This window comes from Nocardia salmonicida NBRC 13393 (assembly GCF_001613085.1).
GTDB classification, from domain to species: Bacteria; Actinomycetota; Actinomycetes; order Mycobacteriales; family Mycobacteriaceae; genus Nocardia; species Nocardia salmonicida.
The window spans coordinates 49317-70167 of sequence record NZ_BDBR01000039.1 but is presented as its reverse complement, the minus strand read 5'-3'; the positions used below and the strand labels follow the sequence as shown (position 1 = coordinate 70167).

24 protein-coding genes are annotated in these 20851 nt (G+C 67.8%); 17 read left to right on the top strand and 7 right to left on the bottom strand.

The window, feature by feature from the left end:
* Window positions 1–270: ATP dependent DNA ligase (locus NS1_RS30125; protein ID WP_444980743.1), on the top strand; the 270-nt coding region annotated here is incomplete at its 5' end.
* 14 nt (window positions 271–284) lie between these two features.
* Here the strand turns inward: NS1_RS30125 and NS1_RS30120 are convergent.
* Window positions 285–785, bottom strand: coding sequence for a hypothetical protein (locus NS1_RS30120; RefSeq protein ID WP_062989960.1), 501 nt, complete (start codon window positions 783–785; stop codon window positions 285–287).
* A 553-nt stretch (window positions 786–1338) separates the two neighbouring features.
* On the opposite strand from NS1_RS30120, the gene NS1_RS30115 reads away from it, so the two are divergent.
* The 5 genes from NS1_RS30115 (at window position 1339) to NS1_RS30095 (ending at window position 6161) form a co-directional block, all read left to right on the top strand.
* Window positions 1339–1677 (top strand): hypothetical protein, encoded by a 339-nt coding sequence (locus NS1_RS30115; protein ID WP_062989958.1) that lies wholly within the window; start codon window positions 1339–1341, stop codon window positions 1675–1677.
* Window positions 1670–2269, top strand: coding sequence for an RNA polymerase sigma factor sigma-70 region 4 domain-containing protein (locus tag NS1_RS30110; RefSeq protein WP_062989956.1), 600 nt, complete (start codon window positions 1670–1672; stop codon window positions 2267–2269). The genes NS1_RS30115 and NS1_RS30110 overlap by 8 nt, the downstream gene beginning before the upstream one ends.
* Window positions 2270–2475: 206 nt before the next feature.
* A complete protein-coding gene (locus tag NS1_RS30105; RefSeq protein WP_062989954.1) occupies window positions 2476–4095 on the top strand; it encodes a hypothetical protein in 1620 nt (539 codons plus the stop codon).
* Window positions 4096–4479: 384 nt separating this feature from the next.
* On the top strand, window positions 4480–4869 hold the full coding sequence (locus NS1_RS30100; RefSeq protein ID WP_157125473.1) for a hypothetical protein: 390 nt from the start codon (window positions 4480–4482) through the stop codon (window positions 4867–4869).
* An 11-nt stretch (window positions 4870–4880) separates the two neighbouring features.
* A complete protein-coding gene (locus NS1_RS30095; RefSeq protein ID WP_157125472.1) occupies window positions 4881–6161 on the top strand; it encodes a sigma-70 family RNA polymerase sigma factor in 1281 nt (426 codons plus the stop codon).
* Window positions 6162–6192: 31 nt separating this feature from the next.
* Here NS1_RS30095 and NS1_RS30090 read toward each other — a convergent pair whose 3' ends face one another.
* The 5 genes from NS1_RS30090 to NS1_RS30075 all read right to left on the bottom strand — a co-directional run bounded on the left by NS1_RS30090 (window position 6193) and on the right by NS1_RS30075 (window position 8213).
* Window positions 6193–6687 (bottom strand): hypothetical protein, encoded by a 495-nt coding sequence (locus tag NS1_RS30090; RefSeq protein WP_063816310.1) that lies wholly within the window; start codon window positions 6685–6687, stop codon window positions 6193–6195.
* Between the two features lie 5 nt (window positions 6688–6692).
* Window positions 6693–6866: a hypothetical protein gene (locus NS1_RS40415; RefSeq protein WP_157125471.1), complete on the bottom strand. Its 174-nt coding sequence runs from the start codon at window positions 6864–6866 to the stop codon at window positions 6693–6695.
* 161 nt (window positions 6867–7027) lie between these two features.
* Complete coding sequence (locus NS1_RS30085; protein WP_062989946.1) at window positions 7028–7426, bottom strand: hypothetical protein; 399 nt, start codon at window positions 7424–7426, stop codon at window positions 7028–7030.
* Window positions 7423–7614: a hypothetical protein gene (locus tag NS1_RS30080; protein WP_062989944.1), complete on the bottom strand. Its 192-nt coding sequence runs from the start codon at window positions 7612–7614 to the stop codon at window positions 7423–7425. The genes NS1_RS30085 and NS1_RS30080 overlap by 4 nt, the downstream gene beginning before the upstream one ends.
* Window positions 7611–8213, bottom strand: coding sequence for a hypothetical protein (locus tag NS1_RS30075; protein WP_062989942.1), 603 nt, complete (start codon window positions 8211–8213; stop codon window positions 7611–7613). Before NS1_RS30075 ends, NS1_RS30080 begins: the two co-directional genes overlap by 4 nt.
* Before the next feature lie 280 nt (window positions 8214–8493).
* Here NS1_RS30075 and NS1_RS40410 point away from each other — a divergent pair, with 280 nt between their 5' ends.
* The 9 genes from NS1_RS40410 to NS1_RS30035 all read left to right on the top strand — a co-directional run bounded on the left by NS1_RS40410 (window position 8494) and on the right by NS1_RS30035 (window position 16042).
* Entirely contained in the window at window positions 8494–8655 is a 162-nt protein-coding gene (locus NS1_RS40410; RefSeq protein ID WP_157125470.1) for a hypothetical protein, read from the top strand.
* A gap of 71 nt (window positions 8656–8726) precedes the next feature.
* Window positions 8727–8966, top strand: coding sequence for a hypothetical protein (locus NS1_RS30070; protein ID WP_062989940.1), 240 nt, complete (start codon window positions 8727–8729; stop codon window positions 8964–8966).
* 12 nt (window positions 8967–8978) lie between these two features.
* Complete coding sequence (locus NS1_RS30065; protein WP_062989937.1) at window positions 8979–9431, top strand: hypothetical protein; 453 nt, start codon at window positions 8979–8981, stop codon at window positions 9429–9431.
* An 8-nt stretch (window positions 9432–9439) separates the two neighbouring features.
* Window positions 9440–10600: a site-specific integrase gene (locus tag NS1_RS42205; RefSeq protein WP_157125469.1), complete on the top strand. Its 1161-nt coding sequence runs from the start codon at window positions 9440–9442 to the stop codon at window positions 10598–10600.
* Window positions 10597–11547: a site-specific integrase gene (locus tag NS1_RS30055; protein WP_062989933.1), complete on the top strand. Its 951-nt coding sequence runs from the start codon at window positions 10597–10599 to the stop codon at window positions 11545–11547. The genes NS1_RS42205 and NS1_RS30055 overlap by 4 nt, the downstream gene beginning before the upstream one ends.
* Window positions 11548–12406: 859 nt before the next feature.
* Complete coding sequence (locus NS1_RS30050) at window positions 12407–13627, top strand: ParB/RepB/Spo0J family partition protein (protein ID WP_444980742.1); 1221 nt, start codon at window positions 12407–12409, stop codon at window positions 13625–13627.
* Between the two features lie 57 nt (window positions 13628–13684).
* Window positions 13685–14635 carry a ParA family protein gene (locus NS1_RS30045; protein ID WP_062989929.1) on the top strand — a complete coding sequence of 317 codons (951 nt, stop codon included), beginning with the start codon at window positions 13685–13687 and terminating at the stop codon, window positions 14633–14635.
* Window positions 14636–14661: 26 nt separating this feature from the next.
* Complete coding sequence (locus tag NS1_RS30040) at window positions 14662–14883, top strand: 50S ribosomal protein L7ae (protein ID WP_157125468.1); 222 nt, start codon at window positions 14662–14664, stop codon at window positions 14881–14883.
* A gap of 64 nt (window positions 14884–14947) precedes the next feature.
* Complete coding sequence (locus tag NS1_RS30035) at window positions 14948–16042, top strand: hypothetical protein (protein ID WP_157125467.1); 1095 nt, start codon at window positions 14948–14950, stop codon at window positions 16040–16042.
* A gap of 230 nt (window positions 16043–16272) precedes the next feature.
* Here NS1_RS30035 and NS1_RS30030 read toward each other — a convergent pair whose 3' ends face one another.
* Window positions 16273–16935, bottom strand: coding sequence for a hypothetical protein (locus NS1_RS30030; protein ID WP_062989923.1), 663 nt, complete (start codon window positions 16933–16935; stop codon window positions 16273–16275).
* A gap of 536 nt (window positions 16936–17471) precedes the next feature.
* Between NS1_RS30030 and NS1_RS30025 the strand changes: the two genes are divergently transcribed.
* Window positions 17472–19328: an acyl-CoA dehydrogenase family protein gene (locus NS1_RS30025; RefSeq protein WP_062989921.1), complete on the top strand. Its 1857-nt coding sequence runs from the start codon at window positions 17472–17474 to the stop codon at window positions 19326–19328.
* Window positions 19325–20830 carry a flavin-containing monooxygenase gene (locus NS1_RS30020; RefSeq protein ID WP_062989919.1) on the top strand — a complete coding sequence of 502 codons (1506 nt, stop codon included), beginning with the start codon at window positions 19325–19327 and terminating at the stop codon, window positions 20828–20830. Before NS1_RS30025 ends, NS1_RS30020 begins: the two co-directional genes overlap by 4 nt.
* Window positions 20831–20851 lie beyond the last annotated feature (21 nt).

Below are 20851 nucleotides of genomic sequence, written 5' to 3'. Positions count from 1 at the left end.
CCCGACCTTCGCTATATCGGCGGTGTGGGTACGGGTTTCACTGCCGCCGACCGACGGGCACTGCGGGATCGGCTGAGCGAGATCGCGCAGCCGGTCAGCCTGATGGTGGGCGCGCCGCGCGCGTTGATGAAATTCGCGCGGATCGTCGAGCCGATCTACGTCGTGGACGTGGAGTACCGGGAACTGACCGCCGACGGTTCCCTGCGCCACCCGTCCTATCGCGGACTTCGACCCGACAAGACCGCCCGCGAGGTCGGCCTACCCGGCTGACCAGGGCCCGGTATTCAGATGTCGAAGTCGCGTCGTTCGCTGTAGTCGCGAAGCAGCCCGGCAATGCTCGAAAATCCGTACCTGACAAGGAAACCCATCAACCCCCACGCGGTGTCACCCTCTTCGGTGAACGGATACTCCAGCAGCGGATTGATCTCGTCGTAGAACGAGCACTCCCGCCCGAACCACTCATACGGCTCCCACCGCGCCCCCGCGAACCGGATGAACAGCACCCCGATCAGGCAGATGCACTGATCGGCGAGCTCGGCGCGCTCGGCCGCCATCGCCATCGGCATATCCGGGAACACGCGAGCGCAGAACGCATCGAGCTGCCGCAGCTCCGGGGCGTCTTCGGCCCACGGGTAGTCGGGTAGCTCCGTCGACCCGGTCGCGGAGTCCAAGAACCGCTGCGCCTGCGCGCGTTGTCTTTCCGGCGACACCCACTCCGTCCAGGCCAGGGTCGCGACCATGGCGTCCACGCTCCCGGCCGCCGTCGTCAGATCGTCATCACTCACCGCTGTGTCTCCGCACTCTCGAATCTCGAAGAAGTCGGTGGGGCAGGCCAGGCTGTGAGCTCGCACGGAGTGACCTTGCGATACTGCCCTGCCCCACCGACTCTTACCGGCACCGGCGTGAGCCGGGCACATTCCCGGATCCAGCTCCCCGACACCGACGGCGAGTCGGCGGACGACCGCGGGGCTTCGGATGCGGTGAGCTGGATTTCGCCCGAAATGCCAGCTCAGGCGGTATTCGCAGCCCGAGCGTCGACGGACTGCTCCGACACCTGGCCGGTCGGCTGGTCGATTGATACCCACCCCAGCGGGGCGAATGCCAGCTAGTTGCTATCGAAACACGGAGAGCGTTACGAAAATGATGGCGCCTGCGTGTGTGGCTCTGACCAGCGATAACCTCGCAATTGCCCTGCGGAAATGTGGCCTGGTACCCTCGATCCAACGGCACAGTTGTGCCCAGCCCAGCCGATCCTGATTGGTTGGGTTTTTTCGTTTCACCTCGAGGCCCCCGGCGATCGCCGGGGGCCTTTTTCGTGTCCACAGGGAGGGCCCCGTCATGTCCACCGCGATTCTCAAGATGTCCGGCGATGTGCTCGCCACCGGCGGCTCGGCCGCGATCCTCGCGTTCGTCGCGCTGGGCCTGGCGGCGATGATCATCGCGGCCATCGCGCTGCTGCGTGCCCGGCGCGAGGACATCCCCACCGTCTTCGCCTCCTTCGCCTCGGCCTTCGGATTCCGCGCCCTGTCCGGCGCACCGGACGCGGCCAAGGCCGTCGCGGCGGACAATGACCCTACGGGCACCGACCTTTCGGAGGCCGGCGAGCAGAAGGCCAGCGGCGAGGACACCCAGCAGGGACTCCACGGCGCGGGCGAGCGGGAGGACCTCGATGGGTAGGAAGCGGGTCGCCCGCGATCCGGTCGGCGACATCGGCACCGACCCCCGCAGCGTGGGCGAATTCGTCGAGCTGCTGCGCGAGGTGCTCGACAGCTTGCCGACCGATCAGCGCGAGGTGCTGATCGCGCTGGCCAACAACTTGACGTTGAGCGAGTTCGCCGGATTCCGTTCGATCCCGATCCAGCAGGTACGCCAGTCACGCACCCGAGGTCTGGCCAGCCTGCGGGCGGCCGCCGCCGATCCGCGCGTTGCCCAGTACCAGGACTTGTCGTTGAGCCGGGCACTGCTCGCCGTGGTGCGCGAGGAGTTCGCCCTGCGGTTCCCGACCGAAGAACTCGCCTATGTCGGCGCCGGATCGGTCACCGAGGAGACCAAGTTCTTCTCCTGCGACAGCCGCACGACGAAATGCATGGAGTGCGGGCACAATCTCGTGCCCGCACTCGCGCGCGGGGACGACGGCCGCGGGCGGCGCAGGATCTTCTGCAGCAACGCGTGCCGCCAACGCGCGTACCGACGCCGCCGCGCGATGCAACAGATCAGCGACGCCGACCTGGCCGCCATGGCGTCGGTGAGCAACGCGATGCGGATCTGACAGGACCGGACAGGTTGGCTCCCACCGCGTCTAGCACCGGGAGCCATCGGCGCGGCCGCCTGTCGGGCTTCGTTCCTATGCTGGTAGTGGACCCTATTCGGGCCATGTGAGGCGAGTCACAGAAGAAAGATTGTCGTTTTCGCGTTCTGGGACTGCCTGGAGGGTGAGGGCCTCGTCCGAGGTCCACGTCCGAGAAGGAGATCTCGATGCACAACGCCAACGAACAGAGCGAGGCGAAACTGAGCGAGGCGGAACGACGCCTGGTGGCCGAAGCCCGGCGGTGGATCGCGAGCCAGCAACCGACGCTGGCCGCCGCGGACTCTGTTCTCGGCGAGCTCGGTCGCGCCGGGACGGCGTCGGCCACCGCCGCGGCCGAGCGCGCCGTGGGTGGCGCGGATTGGGAACCGTCTGTGCGCGACATCGCCGCGCCGGCGCTGCAGCAGGTGAGTCAGGACCTGCTCGACGCGGTAGCGCCGAAGGTCGACACGACCGCGTTCGCCTCGCTGACGGCCTCGGTGCTCGACAAGCACCGGCCCGAGATGGCGCTGGTGAACCAGAAGCTGCTGGGAGTGATCTCGCCGACGATCGATATGGCCACGACCACCGGCTCGTTGGGCTTCTCCTCCTCCTCGCTGGGCCTGGCCCAGTCGTTGGGCACCTCCTCGTTGTTCACCAGCGAGAAGTCGATACTGTCGACCGCCTCGATCCTCGGCCGGCACGTGCCCGCGATGGCGATGATGACGACCGCCGTCCAGCAGATGGTGCCGAAGGTCGACACGACCGCGTTCGCCTCGCTGACGGCCTCGGTGCTCGACAAGCACCGGCCCGAGATGGCGCTGGTGAACCAGAAGCTGCTGGGAGTGATCTCGCCGACGATCGACATGGCCACGACCACCGGCTCGTTGGGATTCTCCTCCTCCACCCTCGACCTCGCGCGGTCGTTGGGCACCTCCTCGCTGTTCATGACCGAGAACAAGTCCATGCTGTCGAGTGCTGGGGTCCTCGGCCAGCACATACCCGCGATGGCGATGATGACCACGGCCGTCCAGCAGATGGTGCCCAAGATCGGTTTGGCCTCCCTCGGGCACCTGACCCGAGTCACCGACGCCTTCACAATGGCCCTGGGCCTGCCGGATGCGTTCGGCAGCATCAGGTTGCCGGTGGTCCGCGAACTCGACCGCATCACCGACAGCCTGCAGGCATCGGTCATCGCGCTCCTGGGGCGCTGGATCCGGCTCGGCGATCTCGGCCATTTCCTGGCGAAGGCTGGATACGGGGCGGCGCTGAGTGCTCGCGACGCCGCGCTGCAGGGCAACCGCGAGGCGGTCGGACAGTTCGCGCGGGTGTGGCTCGGGGTGAGGAAGGTGACCGCCGCGGTCATCGACGCGGTGATCGGCGCACTGTTCGACCCATCGTGGGAACAGGGCGAGGTCGAGCTCACCCTCGACAACCTGAACCGGCTTCGTCGGCGGGAAACCAAACGTGAAGCCAGCCTGCTCGGGTCGAAGGCCAAGGGCGGCGACCTGCGCGTCCGTTCCGTCGACTTCGGCGAGGGCGAGTTCCCGTTCGCCGTCGAACCGTTGTGGGCGCCGCGGCCGGACCCGAACATGGTGCGGCTGGAGGGATTTGATCCGCGCGTGGAGCGGGTGCTCGCTCAGCTCAGCGCCGCCGAACGCGAGGTCGCGCTCGCATGGGCGACGGACAGCTCGAGCACCTGGGGCGAAGCCGCCGTCGAATGTGGGCATGGCCCGGAGAAGGGCGAATCGGTGCGGCGCAAGCTCGGCCGGCTCGGCAAGCAACTCAGGATCAGACAGCTCGCGGCCTAGATGCGGATCGAATACCCCCAGGTAGTAGCCGGTTTCGGCGCCGCGTGGGGGAACGGGGTGACGTTGGTGATGGTCCGCCGCCCTGAGTTTCTTGGCGGAAGCGTGGACGGCGGACCATTCAGCAGATACGGGAGCTTCCCGTTCTGCCCAGTTCTCGCAGTCCAGCGCCCCAAACGCGACTCAATAGTGAAATGAATCACAGATTTCATGAGAGCCCGGTAAGCGGGTAGGTGAACGCGGCATTCACCGGGCAACATTGACGCACAACCGAATACAGCACCTCGACATGTCCTGAGTTTCTTGGCGGAAGCGTGGATCGACGAGGTGGCCCAGCAGATACGAGAGCCGCGCCTTCGTGCGGCTCTCCTGATCAGGAGATCGCAGATGAGTGCCCAGCACCCACCTGGCGTTGACGGCCAGGCATCCCTCTATCCCCCGGCGTCGGCGCCGGACTATTCACGCCGTTTCGTGCTCAACCTCGCCGGTTCGGCGACCTCGCTGGGCTTCTCCACGGTCGCCCACACCGTCGCCGCGCCCAGCGCGCCGGCCTCCGGGTCCGGCGAGCAATCGGCAGCGCCCACGCTGATCTGGATGATCGGCAGCGTCGGCTGGCTGACGGTGACCGTCGGCTGGATCGCCCTGCGGGAATTGCGGTACGGCTTCAACCGGGCGTTCCCGCGTGTGGTGATCAACCAGCACCACCACTACCACCTGACCGACCCGGGCAGCGGGGCGGAGGATCGCAAGCGCCGCACGAAGACCGGCAAGCGTTGAGCGGCACCGTCATGGCAACCACAGACCGCGGGCCCAGTACTTCGGAAGGTCGACCGGCACACGCCGAGGACGCCACTGCCGAAGGCTCTGAGCACGACATGGCACCGTCGGGCAACAAGCTCATCGAACGCATCGAGCGCAACGAGTCGTTCTATCGCTCGACCGCCGAGGACGGCAACGCCGACGCGATGATCAAGCTGGGCATGCTGCTCCAGACGCGCGGCCAGTTCACCGAAGCCGAGAACTGGTACCGCACATCGGCTGCGGCGGGTCGTGCCGAAGCGATGCTGCTACTGGGACTCCGGCTGCACCGGCGCGGCGATCACGACGGAGCTAAGAAGCAGTTCTACGAACTACTCGACGCCACCTTCCATGACCGCGTGGCCGCCGCGGACCTGCGCGTCGAAGCGTACTTCCAACTCGGTTCGGTGTTCCGTGAGCTCGGTGACCTCGACGAGGCCAAGGAATGGTGGGGCTACGCCGCCCAGGATGGTCACCCGAATGCGATGTTCCCGCTGGCGACCCTGCTGTGGAAGCGCGGCGACGTCGCCGAGGCCGAGACCTGGTTCCGGCGCGCCGCCGACAGCGGCGACGTCGAGGCCATGTTCGAGCTGGCCGTTCTGCTGCAAGAACGCGGTGAGCACGAGGAAGCCGGGGAGTGGTTCCAGCGGTCGGCTCGCCGTTCGGCGGGCCCGTTCGGCGGCACCCGGGCAGCGACCCGCTCGGCTGTCGATCCGGCGCCGAGCTGCGGCACGCACCGGGACGAGATCGCGGAGTTCTACGTCTCGTTCCAGCCGGCGTTGCACGCCTACGCGCGCCGCGGCGCGTCCGATGTCAGCGACGCCGCCGACATCGTCCAGGACGCGATGATCCGTCTGCTCCACGGGTGGGAACGCTTCCGGGTTCTCTCGCGCGACGAGCTGGTCGCGATCGCGTTCGCCTCGGTGCGCTACTCCTGGCTGGACCGGCGCCGTGAGCAGCGCCGTGGCGCCCGCCATGTCGTCGAGATGCCGGTCGACTACCTCACCGACCTCAGCGACCCGACCGCGGTTGAAGGGCACGAAGGGCTGGTAGCGGAGGAAACCGCCCAGCGGGTCCTGCGGATCCTGCCGCTGCGCCAGCGCGAGATCATGTCGCGCGTCATCGCGGGCCACACGGTCGCGATGATCGCCGAGGAACTGGAGATGAACGCCGCGACCGTGCGAAGGCTGTTGCAACGTGCGCGGATCCGGATCGCCGACGAACTCGATTTCCGGCCGCACCGCCCTGGTGGGGAGCCCAAACAACGATGAGCTCCTGCTCGGCAATGGTGCTGCGCGCCGACTACCAGCTGGCGTCGGCGCGCAGCTCGCCCACCAGGGAGATCACGCGGGCGGTGCGCGGGTCGAGCCACACCGCTGCCCCATCGACCTCGCGGGCCCGCAGCACGCGGCTGCCCCGGCTGGGCCATTGCACGAACTCGTAGCCGCCCAGTTCGGTCTGGGCGATGTCGGCGACCGCGACCGCGGCAGTGGTCGCTGACGAGGCGGCCGGCGTGCCCTCTCCCACGCGGAACCCGCCGACGGGTCCTGTTGTGCCCCATCCGATCATGATCGTGTCGTCACCGGTGATCGCCAGTTCCCACACCAGCCGGTCCGGGTCGATGTCGCGGCCGTGGCGCAGCACACGCAGGTCGGACGCGACCGCGGTGATCGCATCGACCCACACCGGCGGCGGGTCGATTCCTACACCCGGGCTGTCGATGACGCCGATCCCGGAGCCAGTGCGGCCGAGCCGCCACATCAGCAGATCGTCAGTGCCGAACGTGGGCAAGGGCATGGCGACTACGATCCCATGCCTCTCTTGCCGATCCGGTCCAAGGCCCGCAGCGCGTCGCGGCGCCGCTTCGGGTCAGGATGCAGGGACGCGGTGACGGTGGGAATGATCCGGATCAGCACCGAATCGCGCCGCCAGTAGGCGATTGCGGGAATGAGCAGCAGCAGAAGTTCAGTCGGCACGGGCGTTCCTCAACGATCGGAAAGGGAGCCCGGCCCGCGGCCAGCAGCGCTGTCGACTCGCAGGATAGCCCGGTTCGGGTGCGTTTCCCGGTCACCACGCCGTGCGTCGATGGGCGCGGGCAGCCGAAGAAGTCGTCGTTCCAGTGCGATCGGCATCGGGGTCACTTCCGGTCGACCAGAAGGTAGTGGTCGCGGTCGGCGAAGCGGTCGGCGGACAGGATCGCCTGGCCGGCCCGGTCGCGGCCGGGCCGGTGGGAGCGGCAGATCGCGAGGACGCGGCCGCCGGGTTCGGGCCGGACGAACTCGATCTGGAGGCGGCGGCGGGGGCCGGTCAGTTCGTGCCAGGTCTGGCCGTAGGCGAGGCGGCGGCCGTCGGGCAGCGGGTAGGAGGCCAGTCCCCCGCGCCACACGGCGAGCGCGGCCGCGACAGCGTGCTCGGGGTCGGCGGCCCCGGCGAGCAGCTGTCGCAGGATCACCTGGCGCTGTCCCTCGTCGGCGGCGAGGTACTGTGCGCCCAGCTCCGTACCGAACTCGTGGTCGTCGCGGTAGTCGTCGGTCATGACCCTGCCCCGCCGGTTTCGCGGCGCTTGTTCTCCATCGCACCGAGCAGGAACTGCAGGGGCGACAGCTCGACCGGATTCGCCTCGGCGAGTGCGCGGTTGAGCATGCGGCGGGCGGTGTCGCGTTCGCCGTCGGTGGCGCCGTGGTCGGCGAGGGCTTGCAGGCGGGCGATGCGTTCGGTGCTCATCGGGCCGTGCTCCGGACGAGCTCCCACGGTGCACCGCCGCGCACGGTGGTGATGGCGCCGGTGCCGATCTCGTCGTGGCCGCGACGCTCGGGGTCGACGTCGAAGCCGTAGCCGTCGCCGAACCTGATCACCGCGCGGGGCCAGTAGATGGTGTCGGGGGTCATCACGCCCTTGACGACGCCGATCAGCGGTAGTCCGCGCTCGACGACCTCGGCGGCCTTGGCGGCGCCGGTCTTCCAGACGGCCACGATCGCGCGGGCGCGTTCGGGGGGGTTCAGGCCAGCGGTGTTGTGGTGGTCGTATCCGGCGTAGCGGCTGAACAGGGTCGGGGGCAGCGACTGCACGTCGTAGAGCGGGTCGGTGCGCTCACCGAGAGGCCCGAGGGACACCTGCAGGTAGTCGAACGGCAGGACGGGCCGGTAGGGGTGGCGGGCGAGGAAGTCGGCCAGCTCGTCGGCGTCGATGCGGCGGTGGGCGCCGGTGCCGTGGTCGGTGAGGATGCCGGTCGCGGTCAGTGCGGGCAGGAAGTGTTTGTCGGGCTGGTAGCCGGTGCGGTCGGCGACGATCCGCGCGAAATCGGAGCTGGTCAGGAGGGGCACGGGGACCAGCCTAGCAAAATGCCAACGATTCGCGCCAACGAACTATGGAAAGGATGACGGGCAACGTGATACGTTGGCATGTCGACCGCCAGCCAGTTCCCGACCGGGCTTCACTTCCACTTGCGCTAACGCACATTAACGCAAGTGGATTCGCTGAAATCCCAGATAGACGAGGGTTTTTTGGTAGTATTGCCCAGGTCGGGGCGTGATCGGTGTCGACGGCCGAATCTATGCTCGTACCATCTGTCCAGCTCAGCGACCGATTTCAGGGGTATCCACCATGGCCGACGAACCACCGCACCCCGCCGACGCGCTGGTGCCGCGCCTGATCGAATCCGGCCCGATCGAGCCGCTCGGCGTCGGCGAGCTCCAGGTGCCCGCTGCCGGACCGGGTCGAGCCGGAGCTGCCGTCCTGGCTGCGCGCGGTCGACCCGGGCATTGACGCCGCCAACGGTGTCGACGCCGCCGAACGGCCGGTGCCCGACAGTCCCTACACCGGTCCCCGGCCGGATCGTGGCAGAAGTCGAGGCCCGGATCGCGGCCCACGAGGCACGGGCATTGGCGACCTTTCGTCACCGTGACGACACCGTCTCCCAGCTGCTGCGCGATGCCGCGGGGCAACGAGTTCGACACCGATCACATCGCCTGACACGCCGAACAGCTCGCCGAGCTGCGGCGCAGACACCCGACCTCGCCGTCCTGGGCGCGCTGGTCGACAACACCATGACCACTCTGATCACCGGATCACGTTGAAAGGCATCACCCATGCTCACCGCTGAGACCGGACACCCCGGTGTCGACTTGTATCTCGTGGACGCCCGCGGTGTCGCGACCCCGGCGTTCCCCGACACCGGCCTGCGCATGGATCAGGTTCATCAGCACCTGCCCGGTGACCCCCGGACCGCGTGCGCCGCAGCCGGACTCGGACACCTCAGCACGCCCCCATCCCCACTGCCCCGCCAGGACGACAGCGAAGCTGACGACACCTACACCGCCCGGGAAACCGCGCGGCTGCGCGCGGTGACTGGCCCCGGCATCGCCCTGCACAAGCTGACCGGCAGCGAGTTCGGGGGCTGGTGGGTCACCGCGACCGAGTGCGCGCAAGCCCTCGACGGCTGGAAGGCCGCCGGGTCGCCCGCGCTGCCCGGGGACGATCTGGCGCAGTTCCTCACCCGCGCGGCCGCCTCCGGCGGATTCCGGGCGTGGCAGGCGTACTGACCCGCACGATGACCACACCCGAGCCCAATACCGGCACCGAGTCCGGACCCGCGCCACTGCGTCTGGCATCAGCGGCCGATGCTGTGCGGGCCGCAGCGTCGACTGCGGCGGACCGGCTCGAGCAGGCGGGGCGCCCAGCCTCGACCACCCGCTCCTACGCCTCCGCGCAGCGCCGATACGAGTCCTGGTGTTCGGCGGCCGATCTCGTGGCGGTCCCAGCCGACGAAGACACGGTCCGGCTCTACCTGGCCGCGCTCGCCGACGACGGGCGGGCATCCTCGACGCTGGGCGTGCACCGCGCCGCCATCGCCCGCCTCCACGCCGACACCGGCCACCCCGACCCCACCCGAGGACCCCGAGTCACCGCGATCCTCAGTGGCAACCGCCGCGAGGCCGCCGGCGAAGGCCGCGGCCCCAACCGCGCCCCGGCCGCGACCCTGCCGAAACTGCAGGCCATGGTCGCGGCCACCGCCGCCGACACCAGCACGTGGCGCAAACAGATCGCCGCCCGCCGCGACCTGGTCATCCTCACCCTCGGCTACGCCGACGCGATGCGCCGCGCAGAATTGGCCCGCCTACACATCAACGACCTCACCCTGATCACCGACAGCGACGCCAGCGAGCCGCTGCTACAGATGCGGCTACGCGGCACCAAAACCCGTCAGGAAGAGATCACCTACACAGCAGTGCCGCGCGGTGCCCGCGACGCCCGAACCTGCCCGTGGTGCGCGCTGCACCGATGGCTGGCACTGTGCGCCGACTACGACACCGCCGACAACGAGACCATCGCCAAAGTCGCGCTGAGGGCCCGCCTGCGCCGCGAAGCCGACGACGACCTCAGCGTCCACCGCTGCGATCGTCCATGGCCGGCGCGAGGGCGCTCCAGCAAGCCACTGCTGCGCCGCCTCACCCACGGCGGACTCCCCCGCCCCCAGCCACTGTCCGGCTTCTCGATCAGCCAGATCATCGCCGGGCGCGGCCTAGACGCGCGGCTCAACGTCCCGGTGCGGGGTCACTCGCTGCGTAGCGGCCTGGCGACCCAGATGTTCGACATGGGCGCCACCGCCGACCAGGTGATGGCGGTGACCCGCCACGCCACCGTCGAATCCGTCCGTCGCTACGACAGAAATCAGTCTCGGCGGGCGGCCGAACAGGACACCGGCCTGTGACCGATCCACTCGGACTGTCCGGCCCCGCCGCCCGCCTGTTCGACGAGTTCCTGATCTGGTGGCTGGTCGCCTCGCACCCCGGTTCCGACCTGCCTGCGATCCCGGCTACCGCCGACGCGGTGCGCGAGTTCCTGGCTGAGCACCCCGTCACCCCGGGCACCGTGCTGGCATACCTCGACGAACACCCCGGCGGCGAAGGGACACAACGCAACCGGGTCGCCGCCCTCAATGCCGCCCACCGCATCATCGGCGCGCCCATCCCCGGCGCAGCCGAGGCGGTGCGACGCGCCCTGAACCCCAAACGCGCTGCCCGACTAGCCGAAGCGAAAGCCCTCGCAATACCGGTGATCGGCGGGTTGCCCACCCACGGCGCTGACGGCCTGCTGGGGCGACGCGACGCGGTGATCGTGCTCTTGGCCACCTCCGGCCTGTCCTGGCACCAAATCTCAGCGCTCACACTGGGTGACGTGGCCATCACCGACACCACGGTGACCATCGGTGCGCAGCCCCTCCTCGAGCTCACCGCTACCGGGCTGGAGGGCAGCTGCCCCGTCGCCGTCTTCCGCCGCTGGCTGGCACTGGTAGCCCACTCCCCCACTGCCACCGGCCACATCGTCGTCGCAAAGGCCATGGCCGAGCCCGGACACGACCCCGCCATGAGTCCAGTTCTGATGCAGCGCTATGCGAACCAGCCCCTACTGCCGGTCTTCGATGAGCGGGGAATGGCAACGGGCCTCCTTCACGAGCTTGAGCCCCTACCGCTCGAAGCGATCGCTGGAATCACCAGGGCGCTCCTGTGTGCAGCCCCAACATCGCCGGGCCACCAGCTCGACTCCGACTACTACGATCGAGGCCTCGCCGCACGCCGTCGCGAGCGCCCGATCCTGGGCGAACTCGACGACCTGCTAGACCAATTCGACGACATCCTCGCCCGCTTCACGACTTAGGAGTCGAGCCGCGAGGCGACTGCACACGGGGCAATTCACGGTGAATTGCCCCGTGGAGTGACACGGTCCAGCTTCCTTGGGACGCAGCCCACTCCGGATCCGGCGGCAATTCACCGTGAATTGCTGGGCGAGTGCACTTCCGAACGAGCCCCGCTCGGCCTACCATGGTGTCGACTCTCGTGTTGCGAAGTGGCGCAGCACGATCCCTCGCCCCCGATCGGGCTTCGATCCCCGACTGGAGCTCACCCCGAACCTGGATAGCAATTCACCGTGAATTGGCACCCGTCGAAGACACCGAAACAGCTCACCCTCACGGATTCGATCGCCTCGCCCCAAAGGCTCCGATGGTATATAGTGGTATTACATGTTTTACGTGTAATACCCACGAGGAGGATGGATGTCCCGTCTCACACGTGAGAACCCCGCGAACCGCTTCCGGAACCGCGGCGGCAGCCAGAAAGACGCCGCGTCCGATGTGAGAGAGACAGCCTCGGGGGCCACGATCAACACCGCAGCGATTGCTGGCGCACAGTCCGACGGGGGTGGCGACGTAGCGGCCGCGCTGGCGAGCATCCACGCACAGGCGGCTGCCGCGGGGCTCGCGATCGTAGATTTGCCGGTGAGCACCTTGGCGCCTCATCCCCTCAACGCGAAGCGTCGATCCGCCCCACAACCCGGCCACCCGAAGTGGGAAGAACTCGTCGGCTCGATCCGGGAGGTCGGCCGTGTCGTCATCCCCCTGCTGGTCGTTACCCGCGCCGCGTTCCTCGAGCACCGGCCCGCTCTCGTCGACCGGGTTCCGGCCGACGCCGAACACATCGCCATCTACGGGCACAGACGCTCCGCGGCCGCCCGCTTCGTGGGGCTCGACACTGTTCCTGTCATCGTCGACGACTCGGTCATGGAGAACGGCGGCGATCTCGTTGCAATGGGTCTGGAGAATTCCGGCCGCGACGACCTGGACATCCTGGAAACGGCGCATCAGTACGCGAACTTCATCGATGACGGATTGAGCCAGCCTGCAATTGGCGAGATCATGGGTGTCAGCCAGCCAACGGTCAGCCGTCATCTCGCACTGCTGTGGTTGAGCCCCGAAGCGCAAGCCGTCGTGTCGACCGACAAGAAGGCGGGCACGATCGGCCTCGTCGCAGCCGAGACCCTGGCTCGCGAACTGCCGATCGGCAAAGCGCGCTGGGAGTGGCAGTCCTTTATCGACGACGACTCGACCTCACCCGAGCGGGCGGACGACCAGCGCACTGCGCTGACCTACATCCTCGAGGGAACTCCGGCCAAGCGCGCCGTCGAGCGAGTCCGGGCAGAGCGGCGATCTCGGCTCGTCGCTGCGGAGTCCGGCTTCGAGCTGATCGAGGACCCCCGTGCTCGATTCGGCGCGCAGTTCGACCGCCACCAGCTGTTGGAAGTTCCCGCCGCCGGCACGGGCGGTGTCGTCGCGGCCCTCGATGCCGACACCCGGACGCTGGTGTACTTTCGCGAAACTATCCCCGAGTCCAAGCCGACCGACGATCGGGCTGCGTCAGCGGAGCCTGTGGAGCAGACCGGCCCCGCCGGTCAAGCGGTGGAGGGCGATGAGGACTCGCGACTGCGCGCGGCCGCGCAGCGTGCACGGCGCGCGGCTGCGGCGACCTCGGCAGCAAAAGGGGCTAGCAAAGACCGCCTGAGTACCCTGCTGATCCAGCTCACCAAGAGTCGCGTCCGTACTGACGCTCCGCGAGTGTGGGCGCTGGCCCATAGCTGGCTTCACGTCAGCGATGCAAGCTCGGCTTCTGAATGGCAGGCCCGATTCGAGAGGGAGACTGATCCGAAGGCCATTCAGCGCGGGCTCTGGGCTGTTGCACTTGCGGCGTGTGAGACGCGGGCCTCCGACAAGAGCCGTCCGTGGGATCAGCTCGATGCCACCTATTTCACCTGCCTGAGTGACACTGCCGAGTACACACCCACCGCCTGGGAGCTGGCGCGACTCTCGAAACTCCGCTCCGACGTCGAGTCAATTCACGGTGAATTGACTGCCGAGAACCACGCCCAAGATTCCACCGAGGCCGTCGGGTCTCCCGTCGACTGACACCACACCATCGGGGCAATTCACGGTGAATTGCCCCCCACCGAAGGAGCGACTCACGTGTCGACCGCCGCGTATCTCAGTATGTCCGGATCTACAGGAAAGACGGTCACGGCCGTTACCACGGCGTGCAGGCTCGCTGCTCTGGGCCTCGATGTCGACATCCTCGACATCGACCTGCAGGCGAACCCGACATCCTGGCTTGGATACGACGAGTGGGACGGCCCGACGATCGCTGATGTCCTGCGCGGCGATGCCTCGCTCAAGGAAGTTCGCTTGCCCGCCCAGTACTACGTGGGCAGCAACGAAAGCGGCGAAGATGTGTACAAGACCCTCGATCGCGTGCGGATTATCCCCGCGTCTCGCAAGGCGTTGAGCCCCCTGATGGTGGAGATGGTGAGTAAGCCGACGCTCGCGACCAGGCTGCGCGACGCGATGATCGACGAAGCAGTCAACGATCCAGACCAACTCGCAGATGTCCGGTTGCTCGACTGCGGTGGTGTCGACAGCCCGTTCAACACGCTCGCGATGCTGGCGTGCACGGCAGAAGTCGATTTTCCTGACGGAGGGACGGGGATGAGCGGAGTGATCACCTGCTCGGCACCAGCTCGCAAGGAGATGGAGGGCCTCGACCCGTTGATCACGATGCTCGCGCAGACCAGCAAGCTCTACAACCGGAAGATCGACCTTCTCAGCATCGTCCCGACGATTGTTCCCACCGCGACAGGCGCAACGACAGCGGGGGAGAGGTCGTTGCGTGAGTACCACTTCCGTCCCGCGACAGGTTTCCACGAGATGCTCGAAATTATCGAGGATCAGTACGCAGATGCCGCAGTCTGCGGGGTAACACCGCCCGTTCGGGAAACCAGACACGTGAAGCGAGCCTTCAACGAGGCCATCCCCTTGCATGCCTATCGCCCCACACGGGAGGTTGCGACCGACTACGACCGCGTGGTCGAGCACCAACTCTCCCGGGGTCTGTGGCCATCCGTTCCGCGACGTGCGGCCTGATGGGGCCCGCGAAGCGAGATCCGACAGTGAGCGTCCGAGCTGATCTCTATCGGCGAGTCAGGGCGGCGGTGCGACTGATTCAGCAGAAGGGCAGGCCGGAGTTCGGCATGCGCGAGTTCGTCGAGCTGGCGCTCACCGATCAACTGCGACAGGTGGAGATCACACACAACGACGGCAACGCCATCACTGGCGACGACGTGCCGCTCAAGCGCGGGCCGCGCCTTTCCGGCGGTGCCGACGCCGGCTAATGGCCTACAACCAACAACTCTGCGCAATTCACCGTGAATCGCGCGCAACGACCAGGAGGGGATGATGGCGACTCAACAACAGAATGGTGCGGTCCTCGACCGAGTCGAGCGCTTATCGGCTGAACTAAACACAGCGCTCGTCCTCGCACCGATGCAGGCACGCCGCGAGCTGACCGACGTTCGATCGGATGATGAGCTGGATCACGAGAAGCGCCAAGCGCGCCAGCTGCGGGGTCTGAGGCGCGAGCAAGAGTTCCGAACGGCCCGCGCGGAGATTCGGGCACAGGGCAGGGCCGCGCGTGCAGAACTTCGACGGAGCGCGGCCGAACGGCGACTGTCTCGGATCGGCACACCTGAGTACCGCCGGCTACAGGCCTACCAACGGTCGGTCTGGACCTCTCGCGTACTGATTACGCTCGTCTGCATTGCGCTGGGCTGGGCCGCGGTAAACGTACAGAAGAACCTCGCTCCGACCTCAACCTGGGCTGACCCGTTGTGGTGGTTCTCCTTCGGAGCGGAGGCGATCGTGTCCGGGTTCGTCGTCGCGCTGATGCTGGTATCCACCACGGCCACCAGCGTGCGGTTGGAGTTGGATCGTGGCAAGGCCATCGCCTTCGAGGTAACTCTGATGATGGTCACGCTGGCCATGAACGCTGGGCCTCACGTGGCAGCGAAGGACTGGGGCACCGCGGCGAAGTTCTCGGTGGCGCCCGCCATGATCGGGATCGGCATGGCTCTGCACGGGTGGATCTCCAGCCGCTACAGCGAAATTCTTGCCAAAGCCGATGCCGATCTTGGTGGAGCACAGCCGGATTCCAATCTCGTAGTCGAGGACAACAGCGGGCTGAATGTCGAGCCCGGCCGCGAGGCTGAACTCGAGGCGGCCGGCGACGACAGCGACGAAGATGAGATCGACATCCGCCGAATCGCAGAGACGATCGTGGCGGAGTCCGCCCCGCCTTCAGCTCGCACCAGAACCGAGGATTACGAGCGGATCGTTTCGACTGTCGAGTCGATCCTCGGCGCCTATGAGCTCGGGGACGACGCGAGCCTGATCTCCACCTCGTTCAATGTTGCCGAGGATGATGTCTGGCGATTGATCGACCGGGCTGGCGAGCTGGCCAAGGACCCTTCAATCACGGAGCCGGTCGCCGCCTAGAGGACGTCACACCCTACGTCACTGTGACGAAACCGAGTGGAGCGGTGTGGCGCCAGTGATCCGCGTGCCAGTGACTTCCGGTGACGCCGTGAGGGAAACCACGGATGAAGAGGCACGGGTTCCGTGTTAATCTAGACGAGCAAAGAACCATCCCTCGGGACTACGGTCCTGACAGACGGTCTGGCCCCTGGTGTCAGCTACGGCCCCCAGGGGCTGCTCTGTGTTTGGGGTCAGGTGACCGGGTCGACGAAGTGCATTCGGGCCCGGATCGGCTCCACCAGATTCTGGTCACCGCGGCCGGTGATCGACTTCCGAAACGCCGAGGAGACCAAGTCCGGCAGCCACAGCAGGTGCTCGAACTTGGGAGAGACCATCTGCACCTGCATGCCACGGTGGATCTTGCCCTCCCGACGAAGGTCGGAGACGTGCTTGCGGTCGAAGTTCGCTCGGTTTCGCGGCGTGCGCTCCTCGAACACCGCCAGGTCGACCCGTCCCCAACTGGGCCCGCCGCACGACAGCGCCGACAGCAGGCCTCGCAGGCACGCGCGGCGGGCTTGTTCGACATCGGTGTCGGTCTCGTCGACCTGGTGCTCGTGGGCGAGCAGGCACAGTTCGGTGCCCTGCCCGAGGTACTCGAGCATCGCCAGCGTCTTCTTCCACCCATCACCGGTCAATAGCTCGTCTGTTGTGTGCCAGAAGGTCCCTCCGGCGATCTCGCGCAGCCGGTGCCGCAGATCGGCCATTTCCGCGCGGTCGACTAGCACGGCAGTGAACACGTAGAACGCGGGCAAGCCCGCACCTGGGCGCTGGAACGTCTCGTCGAGGTAGGCCACGGGGCCGGCGGTGTTCGCGTACGCCTGATCCAGCCCGGGGTGCGAGCGTTCAGCTGACATCGGAACATCCTGGCACACGCGCGATTAGGGAGTTGAGGAACATCCGCGCGGACTGCCCCCGGTAGCGGCCAGTGTGCTCGGCTGCGGCGAAGTGCTTCCGACCTGCCAGAACATCCAGACTGGCCGGAAGCGGAGAGGCGTGGTTAACTGTCCATCAAACGCTACACAATCAAAAATGATCGCGTGATTGGTAGGGGACGACATGATCGGCACGGTGTTCGCACGAGGACGGGCGTTGACCCGTCCTCTGTCGCGGGCGCTTCGTGATTCGCTTCTTCTCCAGCAGATTCCGCATGCAGCTCGACCAGTGCGTCAGCACTCGTCAGGGTCAGATCCGCCCCACCGCATTCGCAGTGCGGTCGCAAGTTCTGTGACCGGCACGTGCTGCTATTCGGACCGGGGCGTGCCCTGATCGGCGCCTTCTCCCGGACATAGGTCGGGTGCCCCTCCACAGGACTGGAGAGACACCCGGAGCACTCTGCCAGCGGCGGCCACCGCTCGCAGAGCACATGCAGATTTCTCAGGAGAGCTCTGCCATGACCACTGTAGATGTAGCGACGATTCTCGCGGGCCTCGATAACTCCCGCCCGCCGCTGATTTCCCCGTCCACCGACCCGACGACCGAATCGCTGCGAACGGCAATTCTCGGCTCATCGCGGACTCTGCACCGCCAGATGCGTGACCGGATCGCCAGCCTCGGTGACCGCCCCCGGTCGGGCATGACCTACAGCAGCGAAGCTGCGTTGGCGCCGGAGCTGCTGCGCGGGGCGATCACCGCGCTGGGAGGCTCGGCGGCGGCCATCCAGTCCGATCCGCGACTGCGCGGCGTGCTGTGCGAGTGGGCCGCGATCTGTGCCCCGCACCTGCTGCCGGTGCTCACCGGCCACCTCGATCTGTCCATCGGCGCGATCCTGGCTCTGGGCAACGACAGCGCGTACCAGAACGCGCTGTTGGCCGACCTCGATACCGGTGCGGCCGTGGGGGAGCTGCTGCTGACCGAGCTGGGCGGGACCAATGGTGCCGATCAGCAGACGACCGCCACCTGGGACAGCACCCGTGGCGGATGGTGGCTCGACTCGCCCACCCCCGAGTCGTGGAAGTTCATGCCCAACATCGCCGATCCGGCGGTCCGGAAGGTCGGCGTCGTCACCGCCCGCGTGCTCGTCGAGGGCCGGGACGAGGGCGTCCTGCCGTTCCTGATGGCGTTCCGCACCGCGGACGGGCTCGCCGCCGGCCTGCACGTGCTGTCCCTGCCGGACAAGGCGTGGACGCCGATGGACCACGCGCTGATTCGGTTCAACGCCGCGTTCGTTCCCGCCGACGCGCTGCTGGGCGGGGACTGGGCATTCGTGGGGCACAAGGGCCCGGAGTTCGTCGGGCCGGTGCGCGGGCGGTTCCATCGTGCGATCGCGGCATTGGGGGAGGGCAGGCTGGACCTGGCCGGTGCGGCGGCGGCCGCGGCGCGCGCTGGGGTGGCGGTCACGACCAACTACGCGGCCCAACGGCGGCCGGGTGGGCGGACCACGATGATCGACCGGGGAACGGTGCGCCGTGATCTGGTGTCGGCGACGGCATCGGTCTACGCGACCAGCGTGCTCGGCAGGCGCATCCAGAATCTGCGCGCGGCCGCGACCGCCGAGAGCCCCCTCGCGGGCGTCTGGTCGATGCTGGCCAAGCCGCTGCTGGCCTGGACAGCCCACGACGTGCTGCTCACGTGCCGCCAGCGCGCCGCCGCGCAGGGCTCGCTGCGGGTCAACTGGATCGAGGACTGGATCGGCGCCTGCGAAGGCATCATCACCGCCGAAGGCGAATCCCAGCTGTTGTGGAAGCAGGCCGCCCAATCCTGCGACACCACCGCGCTGCGCCTTCCCGCCACACCGCCCCACCTTCCCTGGTGGGTGCGGATGCTCGGCGACCGCGAGCTGGTCATCGCGGCCGGTCTGCGTCGCGGCGACTTCACCGCGGCCGGGACGGCGATCGATCCCGACACGGCGGCAGTCGAACTCGCGGCCGCCACCAGCGAACGTCTCGCCGCGACGGCGCTGTACGCCGCCTCGACCACTGCCGCCGATGCGGCCGCGCGTGAGCTGCTGGAGTCGGCTGCCGCGGTGTACGCGCTGGAGCGCATCGACCGGCGTGGAGCCTGGTATGCCGGGCACCGGCAGCTCTCCGCGCGGCGGGCCCAGAGCATTCACCACGAGCTCCGCCGCCACCGCGAGCATCTGGGTGAACACCTGGACGTGCTCGTCGACGGTTTCGACGTCGACCTCGGGGTCTTCGACGCCCCGATGGCCTCTGCGGATTATCTGCGCTGGTGGCAGGAATGGGCACGATGGCCAGCCTCGCCGTTCGGGCCCGCGATCCGCGTCGTCGGAGAGCAGGTACGCCCATGACCGACACCCCGATTCACAGTGTTGTCGTCGTCGGTGCCGGGTTCGGTGGCCTGACCATGGCCGCCGAGCTCACGTCCGCTGGCGTCGAGGACTTCCTGATCCTTGAGGAAGGTCCGGAGGTCGGCGGGGTCTGGCGGGAGAACACCTACCCCGGCGCCGCCTGCGACGTGCCCTCGCACCTGTACTCCTTCGCCCACGACCCGCACCGCGACCCCCGGATCCGCTATCCCGACCAAGAGTCGATCCTGGCCTACATGCGCGAGGTGACCGACCGGCACGGGCTGCGAGAACACCTGCGCTGCAACACCTCGGTGGCCGCGGCCGACTACGGCGAGGACGGCACCTGGACGTTGACCACCACCGGCCGCCAGGTCCTGCGCACCAGAGCGGTGGTGTGGGCCGTCGGCCAGCTGCATCGGCCCTCGATGCCCTACATCGATGGTGCCGAGACCTTCGCTGGCGCCGCGGTCCATTCCGCGCGGTGGGACCACACCGTCGACCTGACCGGGCAGATCGCGGTCATCGGCACCGGATGCTCGGCGGCGCAGATGATTCCCGAACTCGCTCGCACCGCAGCGGGGGTGACGGTCTATCAGCGCACTCCGGCCTGGGTACTGCCCAAGCCCGATGCCCAGTTCGGGCCGGTGTCGCGGTGGGCGCTGGCTCATGTGCCCGGTCTGCACGCCCTCTACCGGGCCGGGGTCTATCGCGGCGCCGATCTGGTGCTCGCCCCGATCATGCGGGGCGGATGGTCGGCGCGCCCGGCGGCGCTGCTCGCCCGCGCGCACCTGCGGCGCCAGGTCCGTGACCGCGAGCTGCGGCGCAAGCTCACCCCGGCCTACCGGATAGGGGAGAAGCGCATCCTGATGGACAGTGGGCTCTACCCCGCCCTCACACAGCCGCACGTCGAGCTGGTCACCGACCCGATCGAGGCCATCACCCCGACCGGGATCCGCACCGCCGACGGCACCGAACGCGCGGCCGACCTCGTGGTGTGGGCCACCGGATTCCGCACCCTGGACTTCTTCTCCGGGGTGGAGATCCGCGGCCGCGACGGGCTGGAGCTGCGCGCGCTGTGGCAGCAGCAGGGCCGACCGAGCGCCTTCTACGGCACGGCGGTGCCCGGTTTCCCCGGGCTGTACATGATCGCCGGGCCCAATGCCTTTACGCCTTCGAACAGCAACCCGTCCATGAAGCTGCACCAGGCCCGCTACATCATGCGCTGCCTGGACCTCAGCGACCGGGTGGGCGCACCGGTCGAGGTCAGCGAGCAGGCGATGGCGGCCTATCTCGATCGCCTCGACCGCGCGCTGGCCCGCACGGTGTGGCGCGATGGCGTGCACACGTGGTGGAAGCAGGCTGACGGCACGACCACCAACGCCTGGCCGGGGACCGTCGCCGAGTTCGGTCGCGCGCTCCAACAGCATGAGCCGGACGATTCGTTCCGGATCGTCGCCCCTGCACGCCAGTACGGCTTGGCGTTCGATCGGCAGGTGAGTTAGCCGAAAGCGCCAGCTAGTCGG